Origin of the sequence: Actinoplanes sp. NPDC051851, assembly GCF_040681165.1 — a bacterium.
In the GTDB taxonomy this organism is placed as follows: Bacteria; Actinomycetota; Actinomycetes; order Mycobacteriales; family Micromonosporaceae; genus Actinoplanes.
The window spans coordinates 105,564-128,106 of the sequence record NZ_JBFAYF010000025.1; the positions used below are offsets into that span (position 1 = coordinate 105,564).

The window sequence follows — 22,543 nt, forward strand, 5'->3', positions numbered from 1 at the left end:
CCGGGCTGCCGTCGCGCGGGTCAAGTCACCAACCACAGTGTGGGAAAGATGTTCCACATTCTTCCGGGTGACGCAAATGCATTCCGCTAACGTTTTCTGTCAGCCTCATTAAACATTGCCGAACGCGCGGGCAGTCCGGCACGCGTCCGACCTGGAGCAAGAGATGAATCACCTGTTCGATCTGGCGCGACGTGGCGGCGCCGCCGAGCTCGCCGGAAATGTGACCGCGGGCACGCCCGTCGACCTGGCCACCGAGAAGGGCGACACGCTGCTGATCCTGGCGGCATATCACAATCACACGCGTACGGTCACCACGCTCCTGGGGCTGGGAGCGGACCCGGACCGGATCAACGCGCAGGGCCGGACGGCGTTGGCCGCGGCGGTCTTCCGGCAGAATCAGGAAGCCGTGGAGGCGCTTTTGGAAGCCGGTGCGGACCCGCGCCGGGGACAGCCGTCCGCTGTGGAGACCGCGGAATTCTTCGCGCTACCGGAGATGACCGCGCTGCTTTCCGGCGGGAATGCGCTTTCCGAGGGGGACGCCGCCGACGGCGGCGTCCCCGGAAGACTCAGCCCCCCGACGTGAGGCGGCGGCCGACGGCCGCGATCAGCCGGTCCAGCTCCGAGCCGAACGGGTTGTCGTGCACCAGGTACGTCCAGGTCGCGCTCGGCCGGACGATCTCGGCCCGCTCCGGCTCCCAGCCGTCGGTGAGGTCGACCTCCTCGAACGCCTCGATGGTGCGCGTCTCGACCTGGGTCAGCATCTCCTGGAACGCCGGCACGGCCGCCCGGTGGAACTCGTCCAGCGGGTCCAGCTTGCCCAGCGCCCGCAGGTGCACGCCCTCGCGTACCTCGGAGAGGAAGGCGAGGTGGTCCACCCAGAGCCGGTCCAGGTGGAAGAGCGCGATCGCCCGGGCCGAGTCGGAGAGGACGTCCTCGTCGGTCTCCTTCGCCTTCTCCGGCACCCGCTCGAGCAGCATGATCGCGGCGACCTCGGAGGTGAGCAGCCGCTCCCGGCGCTCGGCCAGCAGGAGACGCTGCTGCTCGATGACGACGCTGTACCGCCAGGTGTTGCGGTGGATCTCGTGGTTCACGCCCTCGGCGACCCGCTGGGCGTGCTCCACGGCGTACTCCACCTGGGGGTCGTGCACGACGCCGTCCATGTCCATCCGCGGCGAGGCCGGCAGGATCTCACCGGCGTGCCGGGTGACCAGCTCGTCCTCGAGGGAGACGAAGAAGACCGAGGCGCCCGGGTCGCCCTGCCGGCCGGCCCGGCCGCGGAGCTGGTCGTCGACCCGGCGGGAGTCGTGCCGGCCGGCGCCGATCACGTAGAGGCCGCCGAGCTCGACCACCCGGTCGCGGTCCTTCTCGTCGCTGCCACCGAGGCGGATGTCGACGCCGCGGCCGGCCATCTGGGTGGAGACGGTGACCGCGCCGGCCGCACCCGCCTCCGCGATGATCGCGGCCTCCTCGGCGTCGTTCTTCGCGTTCAGCACGCTGCAGGGCACGCCGGCCTCGGCCAGCTGCGCGGCGAGGGTCTCGGAGGCCTGCACGTCCAGGGTGCCGATCAGGACCGGGCGGCCCTTCTCGTGCGCGATCTTGATCTCCTCGACCAGCGCCTCGTCCCGGGTGTCGTGCGCCGAGTAGATCCGGTCCGGGTCGTCCTCGCGGATGTTCGGCGTGTTCGACGGGACCACCGCGACCTCGAGCTTGAAGTACTCGCGGAGCTGCTCGCCGACGTGCACCGCGGTCGCGGTCATGCCGCACACGGTCGCGTAGAGCGCGATGTACGCCTGCACCGTGATGGTGTTCAGCACCTCGCCCTCGGCGGTGGCGGCGAGGCCCTCCTTCGCCTCCACGGCGGCCTGCAGCCCGTCCGGCCAGCGGCGGCGCTGGGCGACCCGGCCGCGCATCTCGTCGATCAGCTCGACCGAGCCGTTGCGGACGATGTAGTCCACGTCCCGGCGGAGCAGAGCGTGCGCGTGCAGTGCCACGTTCACCGCGGAGAGGCGCTCGACCTCCTCGTCGGAGTACAGGTCGATGCCGCCGAGCTGCTCCTCGATGTTCTTCAGGCCCGCCTCGGTGTACGCGACGCTGCGGCCGTCCTCGGCCACCTCGTAGTCCTTGCCCTTGCGCAGGCCGCGGACCAGCTCGGCGGCGTCGTGCACCGGGTCGGACTCGTCGGCGGTCGAGCCGGCCAGCACCATCGGCACCCGGGCCTCGTCGATCAGGATCGAGTCGGCCTCGTCGACGATCGCGGTGGCGAGGTCGCGCTGCACCCGGTCGGCCACGTCGGTGACGAGCTGGTCGCGGAGGTAGTCGAAGCCCGCCTCGGAGACCGACACGTAGGTGACGTCGGCGGCGTACGCCTCCCGGCGCTCCTCCGGGGTCATCGCCTCGGTCACCGAGCCGACGGTGAGCCCGAGGAGCGTGTAGACCGGCTCCATCCACTCGGCGTCGCGCTTGGCGAGGTAGTCGTTGACGGTCAGCACGTGCACCGGGCCGTTGCCCAGGCGGGTGTGACCGTACGCCGCGACGGTGGCGGTGAGCGTCTTGCCCTCACCGGTGGCCATCTCGGCGACCCGGCCGGAGAGCAGCGCCATCGCGCCGAGCAGCTGGACGTCGTACGGCCGCTGGCCGATCGCCCGGCGGGCGGCCTCGCGGCCCACCGCACAGATCTCGGTGAAATCGGACGCCTCACGCGCCGCCTCGGTCAGCGCGGCATCGTCCAGCTCCTTCAGCGCCTCCTCGCGCGCCTCGATCGGGTCCAGGCGCTTCGCCAGCGGCCCGAGGTCCACCGTCGTGCCCGGACGCTGCAGAAACTTGCGGAACCGGTTCTTCAACCGCTGCGACACACCCATGGCGCGCAACGGTACTTTATTTCGCTGCGTCTGCGGCGCCGGACTCCCTGTGCATCGCCCGAATCCGCTCCGGAAGGACGTTTGCCCCGCCCCGGCGCCGGGCACCCCACTCCACGACCACGCGGAAGGGAGGCTCATGCCCAGCCAGCTCGTCTGCCGGCCGGAACGGGACCTCCCCGTGGCGGTACTGACGGTCAGCGGCACCCTGGACCGGATCACCGCCGACGCGCTGGGCGCCGCGGTCCGCCGCAGCCTCGCGGTCCAGCCGGAACGGCTGCTGCTGGACGTGACCCGGATGCGGGTGGCCGACCCGGGCGCGCTCGCCGGTCTCGGCGCGGTCGCCACCCAGGCGGTGGAGTTCCCCGCCGTGCCGATCGTCGTCTGCGGTGCCGGCCCGGAGACCGCCGCCGCGTTCGCCGCCACCCCGCAGTGCCGGGGCCTCGACGCGGCCGGGGACTGCGCGGCGGCGCTCGCCGAGGCGGGCACCCGGCCCCGCCCGGACCTGATCCGGGTCCGGCTGCGCCCGGTGCCGGAGGCCTGCCGCCAGGTACGCCACCTGGTCGACCAGGCGTGCGCCCGGTGGCAGCGCTCCGACGTCAGCGCCACCGCCGCGCTGATCGCCACCGAGCTGGTCGCCAACGTGGTCCGGCACGCGCACACCACGATGGAGTTCACCCTCGGGCGGGGGGACGGGCGGCTGCTGATGGCCGTACGGGACGGCAGCCGGCGGATGCCCCGCACCCTGAATCCCGGCCTGACCGACGCCGGCGGCCGCGGGCTCCGGCTGGTCGGCGACCTGGCCGACGCCTGGGGCGTGCTGCCGGTGGCCGACGGCAAAGTGGTCTGGACCCGGTTGCTGGGCGCACGGCTGAGTAATCTGTGACTGTTTACCCGGCAGGAGCACGGGTACCCGCCGGGGACGGTCGGAGGGCGTGGGCATGACTATCGGGTGCGAGGTGACGGCGGGCACGGGCGGGCTGACCGTCTCCCTGGCCGGGCGCCTGGGACTACGGGATGTGCCCCCGCTGCGGGAACGGCTGCTGATGTGCCTCGCCGAGCAGCCCGAGGCGCTGCTGCTGGACCTCTCCGCCCTGCACGTCGAACAGCCACCCGCGCTGACCGTCTTCACCGCGCTGGCCAGTCAGGCCGCCCGCTGGCCGGGCACCCCGGTGCTGCTCTGCACCGGGTCCGAGGAGATGTGGACCCTGATCGCGGGGCTGGAGCAGCAGATCCGCCTCTTCACCGGGCTGGAACACGCCCGCGAGCACCTCCGCGGCGAGGGGAGGGCCATGCCGTCGCACAGTGAGGAACTGCTCCCCGTCGCCGGCGCCACCCGGCACGCCCGGGACGTCGCCACCGAGGCCTGCCTGCGCTGGGGCCTGCCCGACCTGACCGCCCCGGCCAGCCTGATCGTCAACGAGCTGGTGGCGAACGCGATCGACCACGCGGGCACGATGATGACGCTGCGCCTCTCCCTGCGCGACCGTTTCCTCGACATCGGCGTACGCGACGGATCGCCCGCGCGACCGCCGGCCCCGAAGCCGGTGCCCCCGGAGGCGGCCGGCGGCCGCGGTCTGCTGCTGGTCGACGCCCTCGCCTACGCCTGGGGTTGTCTCCCGTCCGCGGACGGCAAGGTCATGTGGGCCGCGCTGCACCGATGACCGGCGTCAGCCCGGAGACCGCGAGAACCCGCGCCACGTAGGGCTGGGCGCCGGTCAGCCGGACCGCGACACCGCGGCCCGTCGCCTCGGTCACCATCCCGCAGAACACGCCCGCGCCGGCCGCGTCGACCAGCGGCACCCCGGAGAGGTCCACCTCGACCACCCGGCCGCGCGCGTTGATCACCGCGTGCCGCAGCCCGGTGCCGAGCCGCTCGGCGGTGTCCCGGTCCACCTCGCCACGGACCCGGATCAGCAGCCGGTCCCGCTCCCCGGTGATCGTGGCACGGGCCTCGTGCCCGGCCTCGGCGTCCTCCCAGCGCGGCGGCGCGTCGCTCAGCATCGCCTCACGCAGCCAGGTCAGCGCCCGGCCGAGCAGCCGGGACACGTGCATCTGGGAGATGCCCAGCTCGGCGGCGATCTCCGCCTGGGTCCTGTTGCCGTAGAAGCGCATCGCCAGCATCCGGCGCTCCCGGGCGGGCAGGCGCAGCAGCAGGTCGGTGACGGTCAGCTTGTCGGTGACCGACTCCAGCTCCTCGTCGAGGTCGCCGAGCAGGTCACCGAACTCCATCGTCCCGTCGCCGGCCACCGGCGCGTTCAGCGAGGCGGGCGAGTACCCTGCCGCCGACTCGATCGCCTCGTGCACCGCCTGCTCGGTCACCCCGAGCCGCTCGGCGAGCTCGGTGCTGGTCGGCGTCCGGGCGAGCGCGGCGGTCAGCACGGTCACCGCGTGCCCCACCTCGAGGCTGAGGTCCTGCACCCGCCGGGGCACGTGGACACCCCAGGTCCGGTCCCGGAAGTGCCGCTTCAGCTCGCCGAAGATCGTGATGACCGCGTACGCCGTGAAGGAGCCGCGCTCCGGATCGTACCGGTCGACCGCCTTGACCAGGCCGAGCCGGGCGACCTGCTCCAGGTCCTCCAGCTGCTCGCCGCGTCCCCGGTAATGCCGGGCCAGCCGGGCGGCGAAGGGCAGGCAGTAGTGCACCAGTTCCGCCCGCAGGGAGTCCCGTACGCCCGGTGCCGCGCCCTCCCGCCGGGCCGCGTAGGAGAGCGCCGCCTCGTCGAGATCCTCAAGCTGGTTGTCGGCCGTTTCCCCGGCCGGGTGTCGCGCGGGCATGTCGCCCCCTTCCGCGGCGGGTAACCGCCCGTCAACGGAAAGCTACTGCCCCGGGCCGCCGATGCGAAACCACGCCACCCGGTCTGACCCTTCCGGTACCCGTTTTCATCGGTTCCCCCGCCTCAGCCGGCCCGCCGGGGCAGCCCACTCGGCGCCGACTCCGGGTCGTCCATCCCGCCGGCTCCCGCCTCGGCCGGTTTCCCCTCCGGCCGCGCGCCCCCGAATCCGAACAGTCCGGAGGGGGTCTCGGTCTCGTCCACCGGCGCACCGCCCGGCGGATTGTGCTGTCCCATATCCGGCGGCGTCAGCGGCGACCGCCCCACCCCGGCATCCGGCTGCCCCATCCCGGCCTGCGCCATCCCGAGGTTCTGCTGACCCGGCCCGGGCATCCCCATCCCGGCGTTCTGCTGACCCGGCCCGGGATTCGGCTGGCCCATCCCCGGCTGGCCCATTCCCGGCTGGCCCATTCCCGGCTGGCCCGCTCCCGGCTGGCCCGCTCCCGGCTGGCCCGCTCCCGGCTGGCCCGCTCCCGGCTGGCCCATTCCCGGGTTCTGCTGGCCCATGTCCGGCGGTTGCAGCGCGGCATTCTCCGCACGAGCCATTCCCGCGGGCAGCGCGGAAGGCATCCCCATCCCGGGTGGAGGAACCAGGCCACTCATCGCCGTCGGTGCGGCGGGTGGTCGCGCCGACCGGGTGAATCGAGGTGCGTCCAGCGGGCTGTTCTGCTGACTATAGCTCGACGCCTGCCCCCCATTTTCAAACCCCTTCTCCGGTACGCCCGGAGCCCCGCCCGGTTGCGGCCAGCCCACTCCGGCAGCGGGGCCGGCTGCGGCGAGCCCCGGCTGTGGCCAGGCGCTCTCCGCCGCCCCCTGCGGTGGCCCCGTCACTTCGCTCTGCGGCGCTCCCGGTTGGGCCGCTGCCTGTTGGGGTGTTCCCGGCTGGGGCCACATCCCCTCGGCTGCCGCCGCGCCCTGTTGCTGCGCCCACGCGGGTCCACCGGCGCTCTCCACGCCCGTGGCACCCGGTTGCGCCCGGAGCACTCCCCCGGCCAGGTCGGCTGCCGACGGGGTCTGCACGGGAGCGTCCTGCTGCGGCGCGTTCCCTGCCTGCGGCCAGGTCGCCTCTGCGGTATGACCGGTCGTGGGCGCACTCTGCTGAGGGCTCGACGCCCACGGCGGAGTCGTCGGCGCTCCCGGAGCCGCCTCGGCCGACGGCCATGGCTTGGGCACGTCGCCCGGCACACCACCCGGAGCCGGCACACCACCCGGAGGAGGCGGCATCACACCCCCGAACCCGGTCTGCCCGGCACCTTCCACCGTACTCCCGAGGCCGCTCGCCGCACTTCCCAGACCGCTCGCCGCACCCGACGGAGACCGGCCGGTTCCCGGCGCCGCAGGTCCGGACGCCGCAGGAACCGAACCGGGCGCCGACGGCGAGGCCGCCCCCGGCCCGGCGAGACCGGACTCGGCAGCCTGAGCGTCGGTCGGCGGCCAGGCCCGAAGCCCCGACACCCCCGGAGCGGACATGCCAGAACCCGCCACGCCAGAAGCGGACATGCCAGGACCAACCATGCCAGGACCAACCATGCCGGGAGCGGACATGCCGGGAGCCCCCGCCCCCGGAGCCGACATCCCGGGAGCCGACATCCCGGGAGCCGAGAGTCCCGGACCCGAGAGCGCCAGCCCCGAAGGCTCCGGGCTTCCCGCTCCCCCGGCCTCCGCCGAAGCCCACGGCCGCTGGATCTCCGACGGCGCCTGCCCTACCGGATTGTCAGCGGGCGGCCAGGCCCGAAGCCCCGATCCCTCGCCCTGGACTCCCACGCTGTCGCCACGACTCCCCGTCCCTTCGCCACGACTCCCCGTCCCTTCGCCACGACTCCCCGTCCCTTCACTATGAGTCCCCGTCCCATCGCCGGAGAACCCCGCGCCTTCTGCACGAAGTCCCAAAGCCCCCGTCCGGAGCCCGGAGCCGTCTCCGTGCAGACCCGACGCCTCCGCGCGCAGCCCGAATCCCTCGCCGGTCGGCGTCGTGTCGTCCGGCTGCGGCCAGGGCCGGGCCACCGGGGCCTCGGGCGACGCTTGAACCGGGTTCTCCGCCGACGCCCACGGACGGGCGAGCGGGGTGTCTCCTGCCGGAGCCGCGTGGCTGCCGCCTCCCCCCGGCTCGGGCCAGGAAGGCAGGCCGGCGGACTCGTCGGGCTCCGAGGGCCGGGCATGCTGCGCCGGGCGCTCGGCCACCGGCGAGGCCGGTGTCTCCGCGGTCACCCAGGGCTTCTCACCCGGATCCGAGGAAGCCCACGGCCGCTGCAGCCCACTCGCCCCGGGCGTTCCGCCGAGCGACACAGGCTCGGGTGTTCCGCCGAGCGACACAGGCTCGGGTGCTCCGCCGAGCGCCGCGGCCTCGGGTGCCGCGTTGAGCCCGGATCCCGCCCCGAACGGCACCCTCCCGAACCCGGACCCGGCATTGGCTCCGGGCTGCACCCCGGCTCCGGTCCCGGCACTCCAGCCCGGCCCGGCGTTGGTTCCCGCGCTGTTCCCGGACGGGTCAGCCCCCACCGCGCCGGGGGGCAGCCCCGGCGAGGCCGGGGGCAGTCCAGTGGGTGCCTGCAGGCTGGTGCCGGTGTCCCCGGGCGAGGAGAGTCGTGAGCGAGCCGGCGAGGAGGTGTCGAGCGGTATGCCGGTGAGACGCGACTCGGTCCACGAGTCGGTGGTGGGCCCGGAAGCGATAGAGCTCGAAGGGGTGGAGCCCGAGGAGGTGAAGCCGGAAGAGGCTGGGCTCGAAGGGGTGGAGTCGGAAGGAGTGAAGTCAGAAGGGGTGGAGTCGGAAGGAGTGGAGTCGATCGGCTCGGCGGTGTGCCACGGCCGGTGCAGGCCGCCCGCTTCTCCGTCGTCGGGGCCTGTATGCCGGCCGCCCGCCGGGGAGAGGCCGAGGCTCGATCGCCAGGGCTGCTCGCGCTCGCTGGTGTGCTCGGCCACCCAGGACGAGGGCTCGGCCGTCCGGGACGGCGGCTCGGCAGCCCACGACGACGGCTCGGCGGAAGCCCACGACGACGGCTCGGCAGCGGCCCACGACAGCGGCTCGGCAGCCCAGGACGGCGGCTCGGCGGCGGCCCAGGACGGCGGCTCGTCCGGTTCGACGTGAGCATGCAACGGTCCCCGGAAGGCCCTGAGCGTGTCCGACGGGCCGACGCGTTCCGGTGCGGTGTCGAGGCTCTCGGCGAGCGAGCCGGAGGCCCACCGGGGAGACAGCCCGGAAGGCTCGGCTGAGCCCGAAGGCTCGGCGGAAGCGGTGGAGACGGAAGCCGTTGAAGCGGCAGTGGTTGAAGCGGCAGTGGTTGAAGCGGCAGTGGTTGAAGCGGCAGTGGTTGAAGCGGCAACGGTTGAGACAGAAGCGGGTGACACGGAAGCGGGTGCCACAGGAGCGGAAGAGGTTGACGCAGGGAAGGGGGATGACGTTGCGGTAGGCATCGTCAGTGGGTGGGAGGACTCCGGGGCGAACGCGACACGGGTCGCGGCGATCAACCCCGACGACTCGGCGAGGCCCGCGGCGGCCAGGACCTCGGCGGCTGCCTGGCCCGAGCGGCAGGGCAGTGGCTCCCCGCAGGACGGGCACCGGAGCAGGCCCTCGCGGGGTCCGGTGCCGCCGGCGTGGGCCTCGAGCATGTCGCGGGCGGTACGCGCCAGCACGCTGTCCGGTTTGACGTACGCGTTCGTCGGTGCCACTGGTCTCCGCCCCCATCCGCGACTCGTCTCAGTTCACCCCGTCGGGTGTCGTCGGAGGGCGTGTTTCCGCAGATCGGTGGGGTTCTCGCGGGGACTTTCGGCGAAGCGCCGCGGGGTCGTACGGGAAGCGGTAAGGAGAAAGAGATCTTAATTTCACGATTCACTCACGGTGCCGAACCGAGTCCGCTCCGTAACATTGAGGGATATCCAGGAGGTGACCCCCCATGGAAGACACCGAGCTGCACCGCGAGCGGATCCTCCGGCACGTCAGCCCCATCATCACCGGCCGGTTCGTCGGCTTCCAGGCGTCCTACACGCGGGAGGTGCGGATCAGCCGGCCCTTCGCGGTCGCCGTGTTCCTCACCGCGGGGATCGCGCAGCTGCTCGCCTCGCTGTTGCGGATGAAACCCGCCCGGCGGACGCTGAAGGAACTGCGCAAGGGGCCGGAGTTCCTGGTCACGCCGGTCCGGTTGCGCGACGACCTGGGGCAGACGTACGAGATCGAGATGCACGGACAGCTCCCCCAGTCCGCCCTGCACCGCGGTGACCTCGTCCAGGTGCGCACCGAGCCGCAGCGGGACCCGACCCTGCCGGTGAAGCTGATGCAGGTGGTCAACCTGACCACGATGCAGCCGCTCACCCCACGGATACCGACCCGCTGGTCGCACGTCGGCCCGGTGCTGCTGCTCCAGGCGGCCGCGGGCTGCGCGATCGCGTGCGTACTCATCGCCGCGTGGCTGCACTGACCCTCCGGGCGGCACCCGCCTCCGGGCGGCACCCGCCTGGGCGGCACCCGCCTGGGCGGGCACCGGCCTCCGGAGGAGACCGGCCGGCGGACGAGACCAGTCGGCGGACGAGACCGGCCGGCGGGCGGTACTGAGCTCGGGGCGATCTTTGAAGATCGCGCCGTCGGGGTAACCGCCCCACCATGTTCGACGCCTGGTGGAAATGCGGCTTTGTGACAGTGGGACAAGCCATCGACAACGCTCATCATGATGCCTGGGAGAGCGCTGCAGCGCCGCGCGATCTCCCGCGTCTTTGACGGCTCGGGAGGTGGTGCCTGGTGGGCGAGAAAGTCGAATCGACCATTTTCACCCGGGAGGATCGGACCCGGTACCGGCAGAAGATCCGGCGCAGCCTGGACGTCTTCGCCACCATGCTGCGGGAGGCCCGGTTCGAGTTCGAACGGCCCCTGACCGGCATGGAGATCGAGCTCAATCTGATCGACGACACCGCGGATCCGGCGATGCGCAACGCCGAGGTGCTCAAGTCGATCGCGGATCCGGACTTCCAGACCGAGCTCGGCCAGTTCAACATCGAGGTCAACCTGCCACCCCGGCGCCTCGGCGGCGACGACTACGCCGACCTGGAGAAGGGGCTGCGGGCCGTTCTCAACCAGGCCGAGCGGCGCGCCCGGACGGCCGGCGCGCACATGGTCACCATCGGCATCCTGCCGACCCTGCGCCGGGAGCACCTGACCGGCGACTCGCTCTCCGCGAACCCGCGCTACCAGCTGCTGAACGAGCAGATCTTCGCGGCCCGCGGTGAGGACCTGGACATCCGGATCGACGGGGTGGACCGGCTCGCGGTCACCACCGACACGATCGCGCCCGAGGCGGCGTGCACCAGCACCCAGTTCCACCTGCAGGTCAGCCCGGCGGACTTCGCGGCGTACTGGAACGCGGCCCAGGTGATCGCCGGGGTTCAGGTGGCCCTCGGGGCGAACTCGCCGCTGCTGTTCGGCCGGGAGCTGTGGAGGGAGACCCGCATCCCGCTCTTCGAGCAGGCCACCGACACCCGCTCGGAGGAGATCCGGGCTCAGGGCGTACGGCCGCGGGTCTGGTTCGGGGAACGCTGGATCACCAGCGTCTTCGACCTGTTCGAGGAGAACGTGCGCTACTTCCCGGCGCTGCTGCCGATCTGCGACGAGGACGACCCGGCGGACATCCTGGAGCGCGGCGACATCCCGTCACTGAGCGAGCTGCGGCTGCACAACGGCACGGTCTACCGGTGGAACCGGCCGATCTACGACGTGGTGGACGGGCGTCCGCATCTGCGGGTGGAGAACCGGGTGCTTCCGGCGGGCCCGACGGTGGCGGACACCGTCGCCAACGCCGCGTTCTACTACGGGCTGGTGCGTACGCTCGCCGAGGCCGAACGCCCGGTCTGGACGCAGCTGAGCTTCCGGGCCGCCGAGGAGAACTTCCACGCCTGCGCCCGGCACGGGATCGACGCCAGCGTGTACTGGCCGGGCGTGGGGACCGTACCGGTGACCGAGCTGGTGCTGCGCCGGCTGTTGCCGCAGGCCGCCGAGGGGCTGGACGCCTGGGGTGTCGCCCCCGCGCACCGCGACCGGCTGCTCGGCATCGTCGAGCAGCGCTGCCTGCTCCAGCGTAACGGCGCGTCCTGGCAGGTGGAGACGCTGCACATGCTGGAGAAGCAGGGGCAGGACCGGCAGCGCGCGCTGCACGAGATGCTCCGCCGGTACCTCCCGCTGATGCACGAGAACATCCCGGTCCACGACTGGCCCGTCCCGTGAGCCCGCCCGCGAAGTGAGCTGACGTCAGAACCGGGTCCGGACCCAGCGCAGGAACCGGCGGATCACGTCGGGCAGCTCGGTCACCCGGGCGACCACGCTGACCGGTCCGGTGTCCCGGACCACCAGCAGCAGGGTGATGCCGGTGGCGATGCTCAGCGCTCCGTACATGGCCACGTTCACCACCTTGGCGCCCGTGGTCGGCAGGGATCCGTTGCCGTCGTCACCGTCATCACCGTTGCCGCCGTCGTCACCGTCGTCGCCGTCACCGCCGTCGTCGTCACCGTCGTCGCCGTCATCGTCGCCGTCGTCGTCCCCGTCGTCGTCGCTGCTCGCGGCGGACATCTTCAGCGGTACCTGGACCAGGTTGTCGTCGACGTAACCGTCCACGTCGGTGGTGGAGATGACGACCGGCATCTTGTAGATCCCGGCCTTGCTCGCCGTGCCGACCTTCAGGTAGAGCCAGAGCTGGCTGCCGGAGTCGGCCACCGAGTTCGGGGCGGCACAGCTGACCTTGCCGGACGCCGTCGCGCAGGTCGCCGGCACGGTCGTGTCCGCCTTGATCCGGATCGAGGAGGCCCGGATCGAGGAGGTGGTGCCGGCGTTCGCCAGGATCGCCGCGCTGGCCACGGTGACCCCGGTGGGCGGCGTGATGGTGAAGGAGACACCGTCGGCGGTCTCCGTGCCCCGGTTCCGGTACGGCATCTTGACCAGCAGGTTCCCGCCGTCGGTCGGTGCCGTGACGGTGCCACCGGTGTAGCGGATGTCGATGTCGACGGCGAACCGGCCGACGGTGAGGTCGGGGACCACCATGTCCTTGTCGTCGCCGCACATCCCGTTGAAGACCGGGGTGCCCGCGGCGAGCGCCTGGTCGAGGCAGCCGCCGGTGAGCACCGAGTCCGGTTCGTCGTCCGGGCTGAGCACGACCGGCAGGGTGATCTGCACGGTCTGCCCCACGGCCAGGTTCACCGAGCAGGTGACCACCCGTTCGCTGTCGCCGCCGGTGCACCCGTCCGGCATCTCGCCGTACGAGGTACCGGCCGGCAGGATCACGGTCAGCGGGTACGGCTCGGCCGCCTCCGGCCCGGCGTTGTAGACCGAGATCGGCAGGGTGACCGTCTGGGACCGGGCCGGGGTGCTGTTCGACCAGGCGCCGAGGGTGACGGTGACCGCGGACCCGGTCGCCGAGCAGCTGACCAGCAGGCCGACCGCGGTGACCGAGTCGTCCGGGTCGTCCGGGTCGACCAGGGTGATGTCGCTCGCCACCCAGGTCGAGGTGATCGCGGTGCCCTCGTCCACGGTGACGCCCAGTGACAGGGTCCGCGGGGTACGCGCCTCCAGGTCGACGTCCATGCAGGTGATCGCGGTGGCGCCGACCGAGCAGGTGAGGTCGCCGAGCATGGCGCTGTCCACGTTGAACCCGGTGGGCACCCCGTCGAGCGGGATGCTCAGGGTCAGGCCCTTGAACGCCGTGGTGGCCGTGATCGCGATGGTCGCCGTACCCGAGGTGCCCGCCGTGATCACCGCGTTGGTGATGGCGAGCGAGGCGTTCTCGCGCAGCGGCTGGTCGACCGTCGACGAGTCGAACGCGGTGTCCCCGGTGTCGCAGGTGCTGTTGCCGTCGACGGAGACGCAGCCGCCGGACACGAGGTCGCCCTCGGCGGCTCCGCTGTCCACGATCACCGGTACGTCCCAGGTGCCGGACGCCCCGGCCGCCAGGTTGTAGGTGCAGGTCAGCAGCGTGCTGCCGCTGATCGTGCAGTCGGTGGCGGCCGGTCCGGTGAGCGCACCGAACGTGGTGTTCGACGGGGCGACCACCGAGACGGTGCCGCCGGGCGCGTCGGACGGGCCGGAGTTGGTCGCCCGGATGGTCACCGTCGTGGTCTCGCCGGGCGTGACCTTGCCGCCGAGACCGGAGACCGTCCAGGTGACCGTCGACTGCCGGGTGCCCGCCTCGATCAGCGGCGCGGCGCCGGAGACGCTGTCCGCGCCGGCGGTGACCGTGACGGTGGGCGACCAGATCGCGGCGGGGAGCACCGAGGCGGCCAGCTTGGTGGTGACCGTGATCGCGGCGGCGGTGCCGGTCGTGAGGTTCACCCCGGTGCAGGTGATCTTGCTGGTGTTCCGGGTGCAGGAGGAGCCGGTGGGCCCGCCGACCGCGGTCACGCTCATCCCGGTGGGCATGCCGGTCAGCGGGATCACCACGGTCGTGCCGCTCACCGCCGCGGTCGCGGTCAGCGTGACGGTGCCGGTGCCGGTGTTGCCCGGGGTGACCGTCACGGGCGTACCGCCGACGGTCACGCTGTTGCCGAGGGTGACCACCAGCTGGACCGGCGGGATCGGCGTGTCCGCACCGGTGCAGGCGCCGTCGCCGCTGGTGTCGACGCAGCCGCCGGTGAGCGGGGTGGTCGGGTCGGTGGTGTCGGCGACCTTGAACACCAGGGGGAGCTGGACCTTGCCGTTGCCGGTGACGTCGACCGTGCAGTCCATCCGGGTGCCGTCCGGGGAGACCGTGCAGAGCGAGGCGGTGGTCCCGGTCGGCGTCTGGAAGGTGGTGCCGGCCGGGGCGAGGAACGTGTAGGAGACGCCCTTCGCGGTGGAGCTGCCGGTGTTGGTCACGGTCACGCCGAAGGTACCGGTGTCGCCGGGGTTCAGCGTCCCGGCGGCGGGCACGTCCACCTTCACCGCCAGCGCGACGTCGGCCGCGCCGATGGAGGCGGCGTTCCGCGTCCGCGCGGTGCTCTGCGTCCCCTCGGTGACCGTGATCGTCGGAACCCAGTTGTCGCCCGGGGTGGCCGTACCCAGCACGGTCGCGTTGAGCGTGAGCACCACCGCGCCGTTCGCCGCGATGTCGACGCCGCTGCAGGTGACCGCGGTGGCGTCCACCGTGCAGGTGCTGCCCGGGATCTGGGCCTGGGTGATCGACATGCCGGTGGGCAGCGAGCTGAGCGGGATCTTCACGCCGAGGCCGGTGCGCGCCCGGGTCGCCCCGATGGTGATCGGGATGGAGCCGGTCCGGCCGGGCTGGATCGCCGGCGGGCTGGCCACGGTGACCGTCACGCCCTGGGCCAGGGTCGGGGTGAGGTGGACGGTGGGCAGCGGCGTGTCCCCGCCGCCGCAGGTGTTGTCCCGCGAGGTGTCGATGCAGCCGCCGGTCAGGTCGGTGTCCGGGTCGGCGTTCGACGCGACCTGTACCGGGAGCTCCCAGACCACCGGGGTGCCGCCGGCCGTCATGGTCACCTTGCAGTCCAGCTGGCTGGTACCGACCGGGGTGCAGTCGGTGGCCGCCTGCCCGCTGAGGGTGCCGAACGTGGTGCCGGTCGGCGCCTTGATCCGGTTGACCACGGCGGCCGCGTCGGACGGGCCGGGGTCGGTCACCGTCACGGTCATCGTCGCGGTGCCGCCGGGCGCGACCGTGCCGGACGGGGCGGCGGCCGCGAACGCCAGGTTGGCGATCGGCTGCCCGCTGGTCATCAGCACCCCGCCGGTCTGCGAGGAGGCGCCGGACGCGTTGGTCAGGACGACCGGCGACGGCGACCAGACGACCCCGGCGGCAGTCGACGACACGGCCCGCAGGGTGAGCGTGATCAGGTCGCTCACGCCGCTCGGCGCGGTCACGCCGGTGCAGATGATCGAGCCGGTCAGCGTGCAGCTGGAGTTGGCCGGGCCGACCGCGCCGATCACCTTGAAGGTGCCGGGCAGGGTGTTCAGCGGGACGGTCGCGGTCAGCCCGGTGAGGTTCCGGTCCGCGTTCACCCGGACCACCGCGGTGGCGGTGTCACCCGGCGTGATCATGCCCGGGAAGAGGGCGAGCTGCGCCTGGTCGCTGAACTGCTTGCCGAGCGTGAAGCCGGCGAACACGGTGTCCGCCGGGTCACCGCAGACGCCGTTGTTGTTGCCGTCCACGCAGCCGCCCGCGCCGATGGTGGCGCCCGGCGTGGCGGTCGACGGCACCTCGATCGGCAGCCGGAACGGCCGGGACTCGACGCCCAGGTCGACCGTGCAGGTGACCAGCGTGGAGGAGTGCACCACGCAGTAGTCCGAGGCGGGCACGTCCAGCGTGCCGAACGTGGTGCCGTCCGGTGCCTTGAAGCTCACCGTGGCGCCGGGCATCGCGGACGGGCCGGGGTTGGTCATGGTCACCCGCAGCACGTCGCTGCCGCCGGGGAGCAGCGTGCCGTCGGGCGGCATCTGCACCGCGACGGCCAGGCCGGTGCCGTTGTCCCGGGCGCCGACCGTGGCGATCTGCTTCTGCAGAACCGCGGTGTCGGTGCCGTTCTGCACCAGCTTGACGGCCGGGGTCCAGGTGTCGCCGGGGTTCGCGGCCGGGTCGGCGGCCACGGTCAGGCTCACCGTGGTGGTGCCGTTGGCCGCGACGTCGACGTCCGGGCAGGTCACGATGTCGTTGGCGATCGTGCAGGCGGTGCCGCCGGCGCTCGCCGCGGTGATCACCAGTCCGGCCGGGCGGCCGGCCGGCCCGAGGGTGAGGACCATGTCGTCCCGGGTGGCGGTCGCGCTCAGTTGCACGGTCGCGGTTCCGGTCTTTCCGGGTACGACCGTGACGGCGGTCCCCCCGCTCACCGAGACGACGCTGGAGAGGGGGCTGCGCAGCGCGAACCCGGTGATCGTCACGTCCGAGCCGTCACACCTGCCGTCGCCGCCGAGGTCCACGCAGCCGCCGCTGACCGTGGTCGAGCTCGGCGGGTTCGGGATGACCACCGGCAGCGCCAGGTTGACCGAGCCGTTCACCGCGAGGGTGACCGGACAGCTGATCTGGGTCGAGGTGACCAGCGTGCACCCGGATGGCAGCGGGCTGCCGGCGAACGTGGTGCCGGTCGGGGCCAGGACGACGACCGGGATACCGGTCGCCGCCGTACCCCCCGTGTTGGTGATCGTCGCGGTGATCGTGGCGGTGCTGCCCGGCAGGACCGTGTCGGCCTGCGGCACGGTCGTCGTCGCGCCGAGGATGTAGCCCTGGGTGCCGACCCGGACCGCGACGCCGCCACCGCCGACCGTCTCGTTCGCCGCGTTCGCGACCTGCACCCCGGCCACGCTCCACACCTGGCTGGCGGCGCCGCCCGGCACGGTGATCGGCAGGGTGACGGTGCCACTGTCACCGGCGTTCGGCAGGCTGACCCCGGTGCAGGTGACCACGCTCGGTGCGCTGCCGTTCATGGTCACCGTGCAGGCGCCGCTCTGGTCGGCCGTCGGGGTGCCGAGCGTCCACCCGCTGGGCAGGTTCGCCACCGGGACGGTCACCGTCAGCGTGCCGCTCTGCCCCACGCTCGCGTCGACCACGACCTTCGCGTTGCCGCTGTTGCCGGGCAGGATGTCGGCCGGGACCGTGCGCACGCTGACCTGACGGTTGAAGGGTGTCGCCACGGTGACCGAACCGAGCGAGACGTCCGGCGGGATCCGGCAGGTGCCGTCGTTGCCGAGGTCGGCGCAGCCACCGGTGAGTGTCTGCCCGGGGCTCGCGGTCGCGTCCACCACGATCGGGAACTGGAGTTCGCCGGTGTTCGCGCCCGCGGCCAGGGCGGTGACCGTGCAGGTGATCATCCCGGTGGTCGCGTTCAGCGTGCAGCCGGCCGGTAGCCCGGACGAGGCGAAGGTGGTGCCGGTCGGCGGGATCACCGTGAAGGTGGCGGTCGCGGCGTCCGAGTCGCCGGTGTTGGTGACGGTGACGCCGATGTAGCCGCTCTTGCCCGGCTCGATCGACCCGGCCGCGGTGGTGACCACCGGGGAGAGCTTGACGTCGGCCGCGCCGACCGTGGCGAGCCGCCGGTTCGACGCGATGGTGTCGGTGCCGTTGCCGACGGTCAGGTTGGTGACGTCCCAGGTGGCGCCCGGTGTCGCGGCCGAGGTGGCGGTCACGTGCACGGTGAACGAGGTGGTCGACCCGGCGGCCACCGCGATGCCGGAGCAGTTCCACACCTTGTTGGTGGTGTCGTCGGTGCAGGTACCGGACGTCCCGGTCACGGTGGGTACCGCGACTCCGGACGGGACGGACCCGTACGGGATGTCGAGGGTGAGACCGGAGAGCGCGACGTTGTGCTCGGAGCTGAGCGTCACGGTCGCGTCGCCGGCGCGGCCCGGCACGACGGTGACCGGTGTGCTGCTCATCGAGACGGTACGGCTGAACGGCACGATCAGCGTGATGTCCGGGACGGTCTTGTCGGTCGGGCCGCCGCAGCCGGGCACGGTGTCCAGGTTCACGCAGCCGCCGGTGAGCGGGCTGAACGGGTCGGCGCCGGCCGGTACCACCACCGGCAGGCTCAGCGCGCCGGTGTTCGCCCCGGCCGTCAGCGGTGTGAAGGTGCAGGTGGCCACGGTCCCGTCGCTGCTGCGGGTGCAGCCGGCCGGCAGGGGCGTGCCGAAGGTGGTGCCGTTCGGCGCGGTGACGGTGAAGACCGCCGGGTTCGCGTCGGACGGGCCGGCGTTGGTGACGGTGACCGTGATGGTCGCGGTGCCACCCGCCGGGACCGTACCGGCCGCCGACGCGGTGACGGTGCCGGTCAGGGTGCTCTGCGGCGGGCCGACCGTGGCCAGGTCCGCGCTCGCCGTGGCGCTCTCGGTGAGCGTGGTGATCGCGATGCTGTTCGCCGTCCAGGTGCCGGACGCGCCGGACGAGGCCGACACCGTGTGCAGGGTGATCGAGACCGGACTGTTGGCGCTGGTCAGCGCGACGCCGGTGCAGACGATCGGGTTGCCGCTGACGTCGCAGGTGCCGCTCGGCCAGGTCGCCGAGGTGACCGAGGATCCGTTCGGCAGGCCGCCGGTCGGGATCTTGACGGTCAGGCCGCTCTCCGTGCTGGAGGAGGAGAGGGTGAGCTTGGCGTCGCCGTTCTGGCCGGGCAGGAACCGGGCCTGGGTACTGGTCACCGCGAGGCGCTGCTGCAACGGGGTGCCGATGGTGATGCTCGGGATGAACTTGTCCACCGCGACGGTGCAGGAGGCTCCGCCGGTCAGGTCCACGCAGCCGCCGCTGATCGCCTTGCCGGGCTGGACGTTCGTGGAGATCAGCACCGGGAAGCTGAGCTGCGTCGCCGGGTCGCCGGCGACCAGGTTGAGCCGGCAGGTCGCGACCGTGAGGTCGAGCGAGAGCGTGCAGGCGGACGCGGTGGCCCCGGTGAGCGGGCCGAACGTGGTGCCGGCCGGGGCGAAGACCGTGATCGGGGCGTTCTTGGCGTCCGACGGACCGGCGTTGGTGACGCTCACGTTCAGCGTGCCGCCACCACCGGGCATCGCGATCAGGTTGGCCAGGGCCACCGTGGCGTCCAGATCGGTCTGCGCCGCGGCGACCCGGGCGAGGTCCTGATCGGCGGCGGTCAGTGTCTGCCCGGCGGACCCGGTGACCGTGATGCCGCTGGCCGTCCAGTCGTTGCCGGTGGTGGCGCCGGAGGTGGCCGCGACGGTCAGCCGGATGTCCGCGGTCGAGCCGTTGGTGATGTTCAGGCCGGTGCAGTCGATCTGTCCGGTGCCCAGGGTGCAGGTGACCCCGGACGGCGCGTTGTAGCCGGTGACGCTGAGCCCGGTGTTCGCCAGCGCGGTCTTCGGGATGGTCACCGCGAGGCCGGTCAGGTCGTTGTGGGTGGCCTTGATGTGCAGGACGGCCTGGGCGCTGCTGCCGGGGACCACGTCGGCGCGGTCCGAGGTGACCGCGACCTGGCTGGCGAACGGGACCTTCAGGCTGAACGCCGGGATCGGCTTGTCGCCCGTGCCGCAGCCCGGGATGCCGTTCACGTCCACGCAGCCGCCGGTGACCTGCTTGTCCGGGTCGGCGTTCGCGGAGACCTTCAGCGGCACGGTCAGCACTCCGGTGGAGGCGCCCGAGGCCAGGCTGGCCGTACACGTCAGCTGGGTACCGGTGTTGATCGGGCAGTACCCCGAGGCCGTGTTGCCCAGCTGGTCGAAGGTGGTCCCGGTCGGGGCGGTCACGGTGAACGAGGCGAGGGCCGCGTTGGACGGGCCGCCGTTGGTCACGCTCAGCGTCATCGAGGTGCTCTGGCCCGGCTCGACCGTGCCGTCGGCGGGCGCGGTGGCGGTGGCGCTCAGAATGTAGTTGGGCGTGCCGGTGCCCGCGATCGCGCCGGTGGCGGTGGTGGTCTCGTTCCCCGAGGTGATGGTGACCGTCGGGATCCACGATTTGGGCGGCACGACCGCCTGGTCCACCGCGACCTTGACGCTGACGTCGGACGGGGTGTTCGCGGTCAGGTTGATCCCGCTGCACGTGATGGTGCTGGTCCCGATCGTGCACGGGGTGCCGCCGACCGAGGCCGAGACGACGGTGAACCCGGTCGGCTTGCCGCTCAGCGGGATGGCCACCGACATGCCGGTCTCGGCCCGGGTGGACTGCAGCGTGATCGTGCCGGTGCCGCTGGTGCCGGGCGTGATGGTCGCCGGGTTGAACGTGGTGGTGAGCCGGCTGCCCAGTGCGCTGCGCAGGGTGATGGCCGGCAGCGCCTTGTCCGCCGCGCCGTTGCAGGCCGTGTCGCCGTCCAGGCTGACGCAGCCACCGGTCACCGGGGTCGCCGGGTCGGCGAGCGGGGAGACCACCAGCGGCAGGGTGAGCGCCACGCCGGCGCCGGTCGCGGGCAGATCCGAGGTGCAGTTCAGCACGGTGTTCAGCGCGGCCGGGGTGCAGACCGCGGCGGTCGCGGCGTTCAGCACGCCGAAGACCGTCTGGTTCGGCGCCACCACCGCGAAGGTGGCGCCCTTGGCGTCGGACGGGCCCTGGTCGTAGATGGTCACGTTCATCGTCGTGGACTGGCCGGGGCTCACCGTGCCGTCGGCGGGACCGGTGGAGGAGACGCCGAGCGTGTACTGCGGGCTGGCCTTGACGACGGTGCCGCTGGCGGTGCCGCTGGAGACGCCGGAGGTCGCGGTGACCGGCGTGCCGGCGGCGACCGTCCAGTCGGCGGTGACCCCGGCGCCGAGCGTGACCGGCACCGAGACGGCCACCGTCGCGCCGGGCGCGATCGAGACGTTGCTACAGGTGATCGCGGTGGCCCCGTGGACGCAGGTGCCGCCGCCGTTGGTGGTGACCGTGCCGAGGGTGTAGCCGGACGGCGGGTTCGGGATGGTGATCGTGGTGGGGCTGGCCGTACCGGCGCCGGAGTTGGCCACCTTGATCGTGGCGGTCGCCGCCGAGCCGCCCGGGATCGCGGTGGCCTGGGTGATGTTCACCCCGCCGGAGAGGTTGACGTCCGGGCTGCCGACGGTGAGCAGCCGGCCCTGCCCGGTGACCGCGGTGCCGTTCATCGGGGCGGTGATGTTCGCCAGGTCCCAGGTGGCGCCGACCGTGGCGGTGACGATCGCCGAGGTGTTCACCGTGACGTTGACCGAGTCGTTGCCCGGCACCGTCACGTTGTCACAGGTGATCGCGGTGGCGCTGACCGTACACGCGGCACCGCCGACGGTCGCCGAGTCGACCGTGACGCCGGCCGGCTTGGTCCCGATCGGGATGGTGATCGTGGTGGCCGCGTCGGACGGCCCCTGGTTGGCCACCTTGATCGTGGTGCTCGCGCTCTTGCCGGCCGGCAGCGTGACCGGGTTGACCGTGATCGACCCCGCGGTGGTGCTCCGCGGCAGCGAGGTGACCAGCGTGCCGCCGCCGGTGACCGTCATGGTCTGGTCGGGGACCGCGGTGACCGGGGTGCTCGTCACGCTGACCCCGTTCGCGCCGGTGGCCCAGTTGGCCGCGCCGGTGCTCGCCGAGGACTTCAGCGTGACCGGCATCGAGACCACCGCGCTGCTCCCGGCGGCCACGGTCACGCCGGAGCAGACGATGTTCACCGGGTCCGTGGTGCTGCACGTGCCGCCGCCGGTCACGGTCGGGGTGCCGAGGAGGTATGCCGACCCGGGCTTCGGAATCGTGATGACGGTGTTCTGCGCGCCGGTGTCGCCGGTGTTGGTCACGGTCACCGTCGGGGTGCCGGACTGGCCCGGTGCGAGGCTGACCCCGCCGGCGGTGACCGTGCCGAGCTTGATCGTGCCCGAGCAGATCGCCTCGGCGATCACGACCGTGCCGCTGCCGATCAGGCCGAGCGCGCCACCGAGCAGGCCGATGTCGAGCGCCCGGACGGTGTAGTCGTACCGGCCGGTGGTGGTGTTCCAGGTCGCGGTCCGGGAGTCGATCGCCACGGTCGCCACGCTCGGCACGGTCATCTTGAGGTTGACGTCCGGGTTGATGTCCGCGCCGGCGACCTTGAGCCCGGTGATGTCCATCGTGGTGGTGATCCCGGACGCGTTCATCACGCAGACCGAGGTGATCGGGCCGGCGACGACACCGGCCGCGCCGAGCAGGTTGACCCCCGCGACCTTCGATTCGGCCCGCCCGCCGCCGGTCGCTCCCGGCCCGGCCGTCGAGGTGACCACGCCGGTGGTGAGGATCGAGGTTCCCAGCACGCCGAGGTTCGCCCCGGCGAGGGTCTGGGTGGCGGTGCTGCTGCCGTCCGCCCACGTGACCGCCGAGGCCGGGACCGACGCGTTCAGCGTGGCCAGGCTCAGCAGTTTCACCTGCGCACGCACGCCCTGCGCCGACGACGTGAAGCTGCCGACCGCCTTCGCGGTATGCGGACGGGCGCCGATGGTGAAGAGAACCGCCACCACGACGAAGAGAGCGAAAAGCCGCTTACCCAGAACGGGCCGCT

General features: G+C 72.6%; 10 protein-coding genes. 6 read left to right on the forward strand and 4 right to left on the reverse strand.

The window, feature by feature from the left end:
• Window positions 1-163: 163 nt before the first annotated feature.
• Window positions 164-583 carry an ankyrin repeat domain-containing protein gene (locus AB0M08_RS23840; RefSeq protein ID WP_364497058.1) on the forward strand — a complete coding sequence of 140 codons (420 nt, stop codon included), beginning with the start codon at window positions 164-166 and terminating at the stop codon, window positions 581-583.
• Here AB0M08_RS23840 and secA2 read toward each other — a convergent pair.
• Entirely contained in the window at window positions 567-2,858 is a 2,292-nt protein-coding gene (gene secA2 / locus AB0M08_RS23845) for an accessory Sec system translocase SecA2 (RefSeq protein WP_364497061.1), read from the reverse strand. The two genes, AB0M08_RS23840 and secA2, sit on opposite strands and share 17 nt — an antisense overlap.
• Before the next feature lie 136 nt (window positions 2,859-2,994).
• Between secA2 and AB0M08_RS23850 the strand changes: the two genes are divergently transcribed.
• Window positions 2,995-3,741: an ATP-binding protein gene (locus tag AB0M08_RS23850; RefSeq protein WP_364497064.1), complete on the forward strand. Its 747-nt coding sequence runs from the start codon at window positions 2,995-2,997 to the stop codon at window positions 3,739-3,741.
• A 55-nt stretch (window positions 3,742-3,796) separates the two neighbouring features.
• Complete coding sequence (locus AB0M08_RS23855) at window positions 3,797-4,519, forward strand: ATP-binding protein (RefSeq protein WP_364497066.1); 723 nt, start codon at window positions 3,797-3,799, stop codon at window positions 4,517-4,519.
• On the opposite strand, the gene AB0M08_RS23860 is transcribed toward AB0M08_RS23855, so the two are convergent.
• Together AB0M08_RS23860 and AB0M08_RS23865 are read right to left on the reverse strand one after the other, a co-directional pair.
• Window positions 4,494-5,633, reverse strand: a complete 1,140-nt coding sequence (locus AB0M08_RS23860) for a SigB/SigF/SigG family RNA polymerase sigma factor (protein WP_364497069.1) — start codon at window positions 5,631-5,633, stop codon at window positions 4,494-4,496. The two genes, AB0M08_RS23855 and AB0M08_RS23860, sit on opposite strands and share 26 nt — an antisense overlap.
• 122 nt (window positions 5,634-5,755) lie before the next feature.
• Window positions 5,756-6,259, reverse strand: coding sequence for a hypothetical protein (locus AB0M08_RS23865; protein ID WP_364497072.1), 504 nt, complete (start codon window positions 6,257-6,259; stop codon window positions 5,756-5,758).
• A 2,335-nt stretch (window positions 6,260-8,594) separates the two neighbouring features.
• On the opposite strand from AB0M08_RS23865, the gene AB0M08_RS23870 reads away from it, so the two are divergent.
• The 3 genes from AB0M08_RS23870 to AB0M08_RS23880 all read left to right on the forward strand — a co-directional run bounded on the left by AB0M08_RS23870 (window position 8,595) and on the right by AB0M08_RS23880 (window position 11,894).
• Window positions 8,595-8,774 (forward strand): hypothetical protein, encoded by a 180-nt coding sequence (locus AB0M08_RS23870; protein ID WP_364497075.1) that lies wholly within the window; start codon window positions 8,595-8,597, stop codon window positions 8,772-8,774.
• A gap of 805 nt (window positions 8,775-9,579) precedes the next feature.
• Window positions 9,580-10,101 (forward strand): hypothetical protein, encoded by a 522-nt coding sequence (locus AB0M08_RS23875; protein WP_364497078.1) that lies wholly within the window; start codon window positions 9,580-9,582, stop codon window positions 10,099-10,101.
• 317 nt (window positions 10,102-10,418) lie between these two features.
• On the forward strand, window positions 10,419-11,894 hold the full coding sequence (locus AB0M08_RS23880) for a glutamate--cysteine ligase (RefSeq protein ID WP_364497081.1): 1,476 nt from the start codon (window positions 10,419-10,421) through the stop codon (window positions 11,892-11,894).
• Between the two features lie 24 nt (window positions 11,895-11,918).
• Here the strand turns inward: AB0M08_RS23880 and AB0M08_RS23885 are convergent, their stop codons facing one another.
• Window positions 11,919-22,499, reverse strand: coding sequence for a hypothetical protein (locus AB0M08_RS23885; protein WP_364497083.1), 10,581 nt, complete (start codon window positions 22,497-22,499; stop codon window positions 11,919-11,921).
• Between the last annotated feature and the right edge of the window lie 44 nt (window positions 22,500-22,543).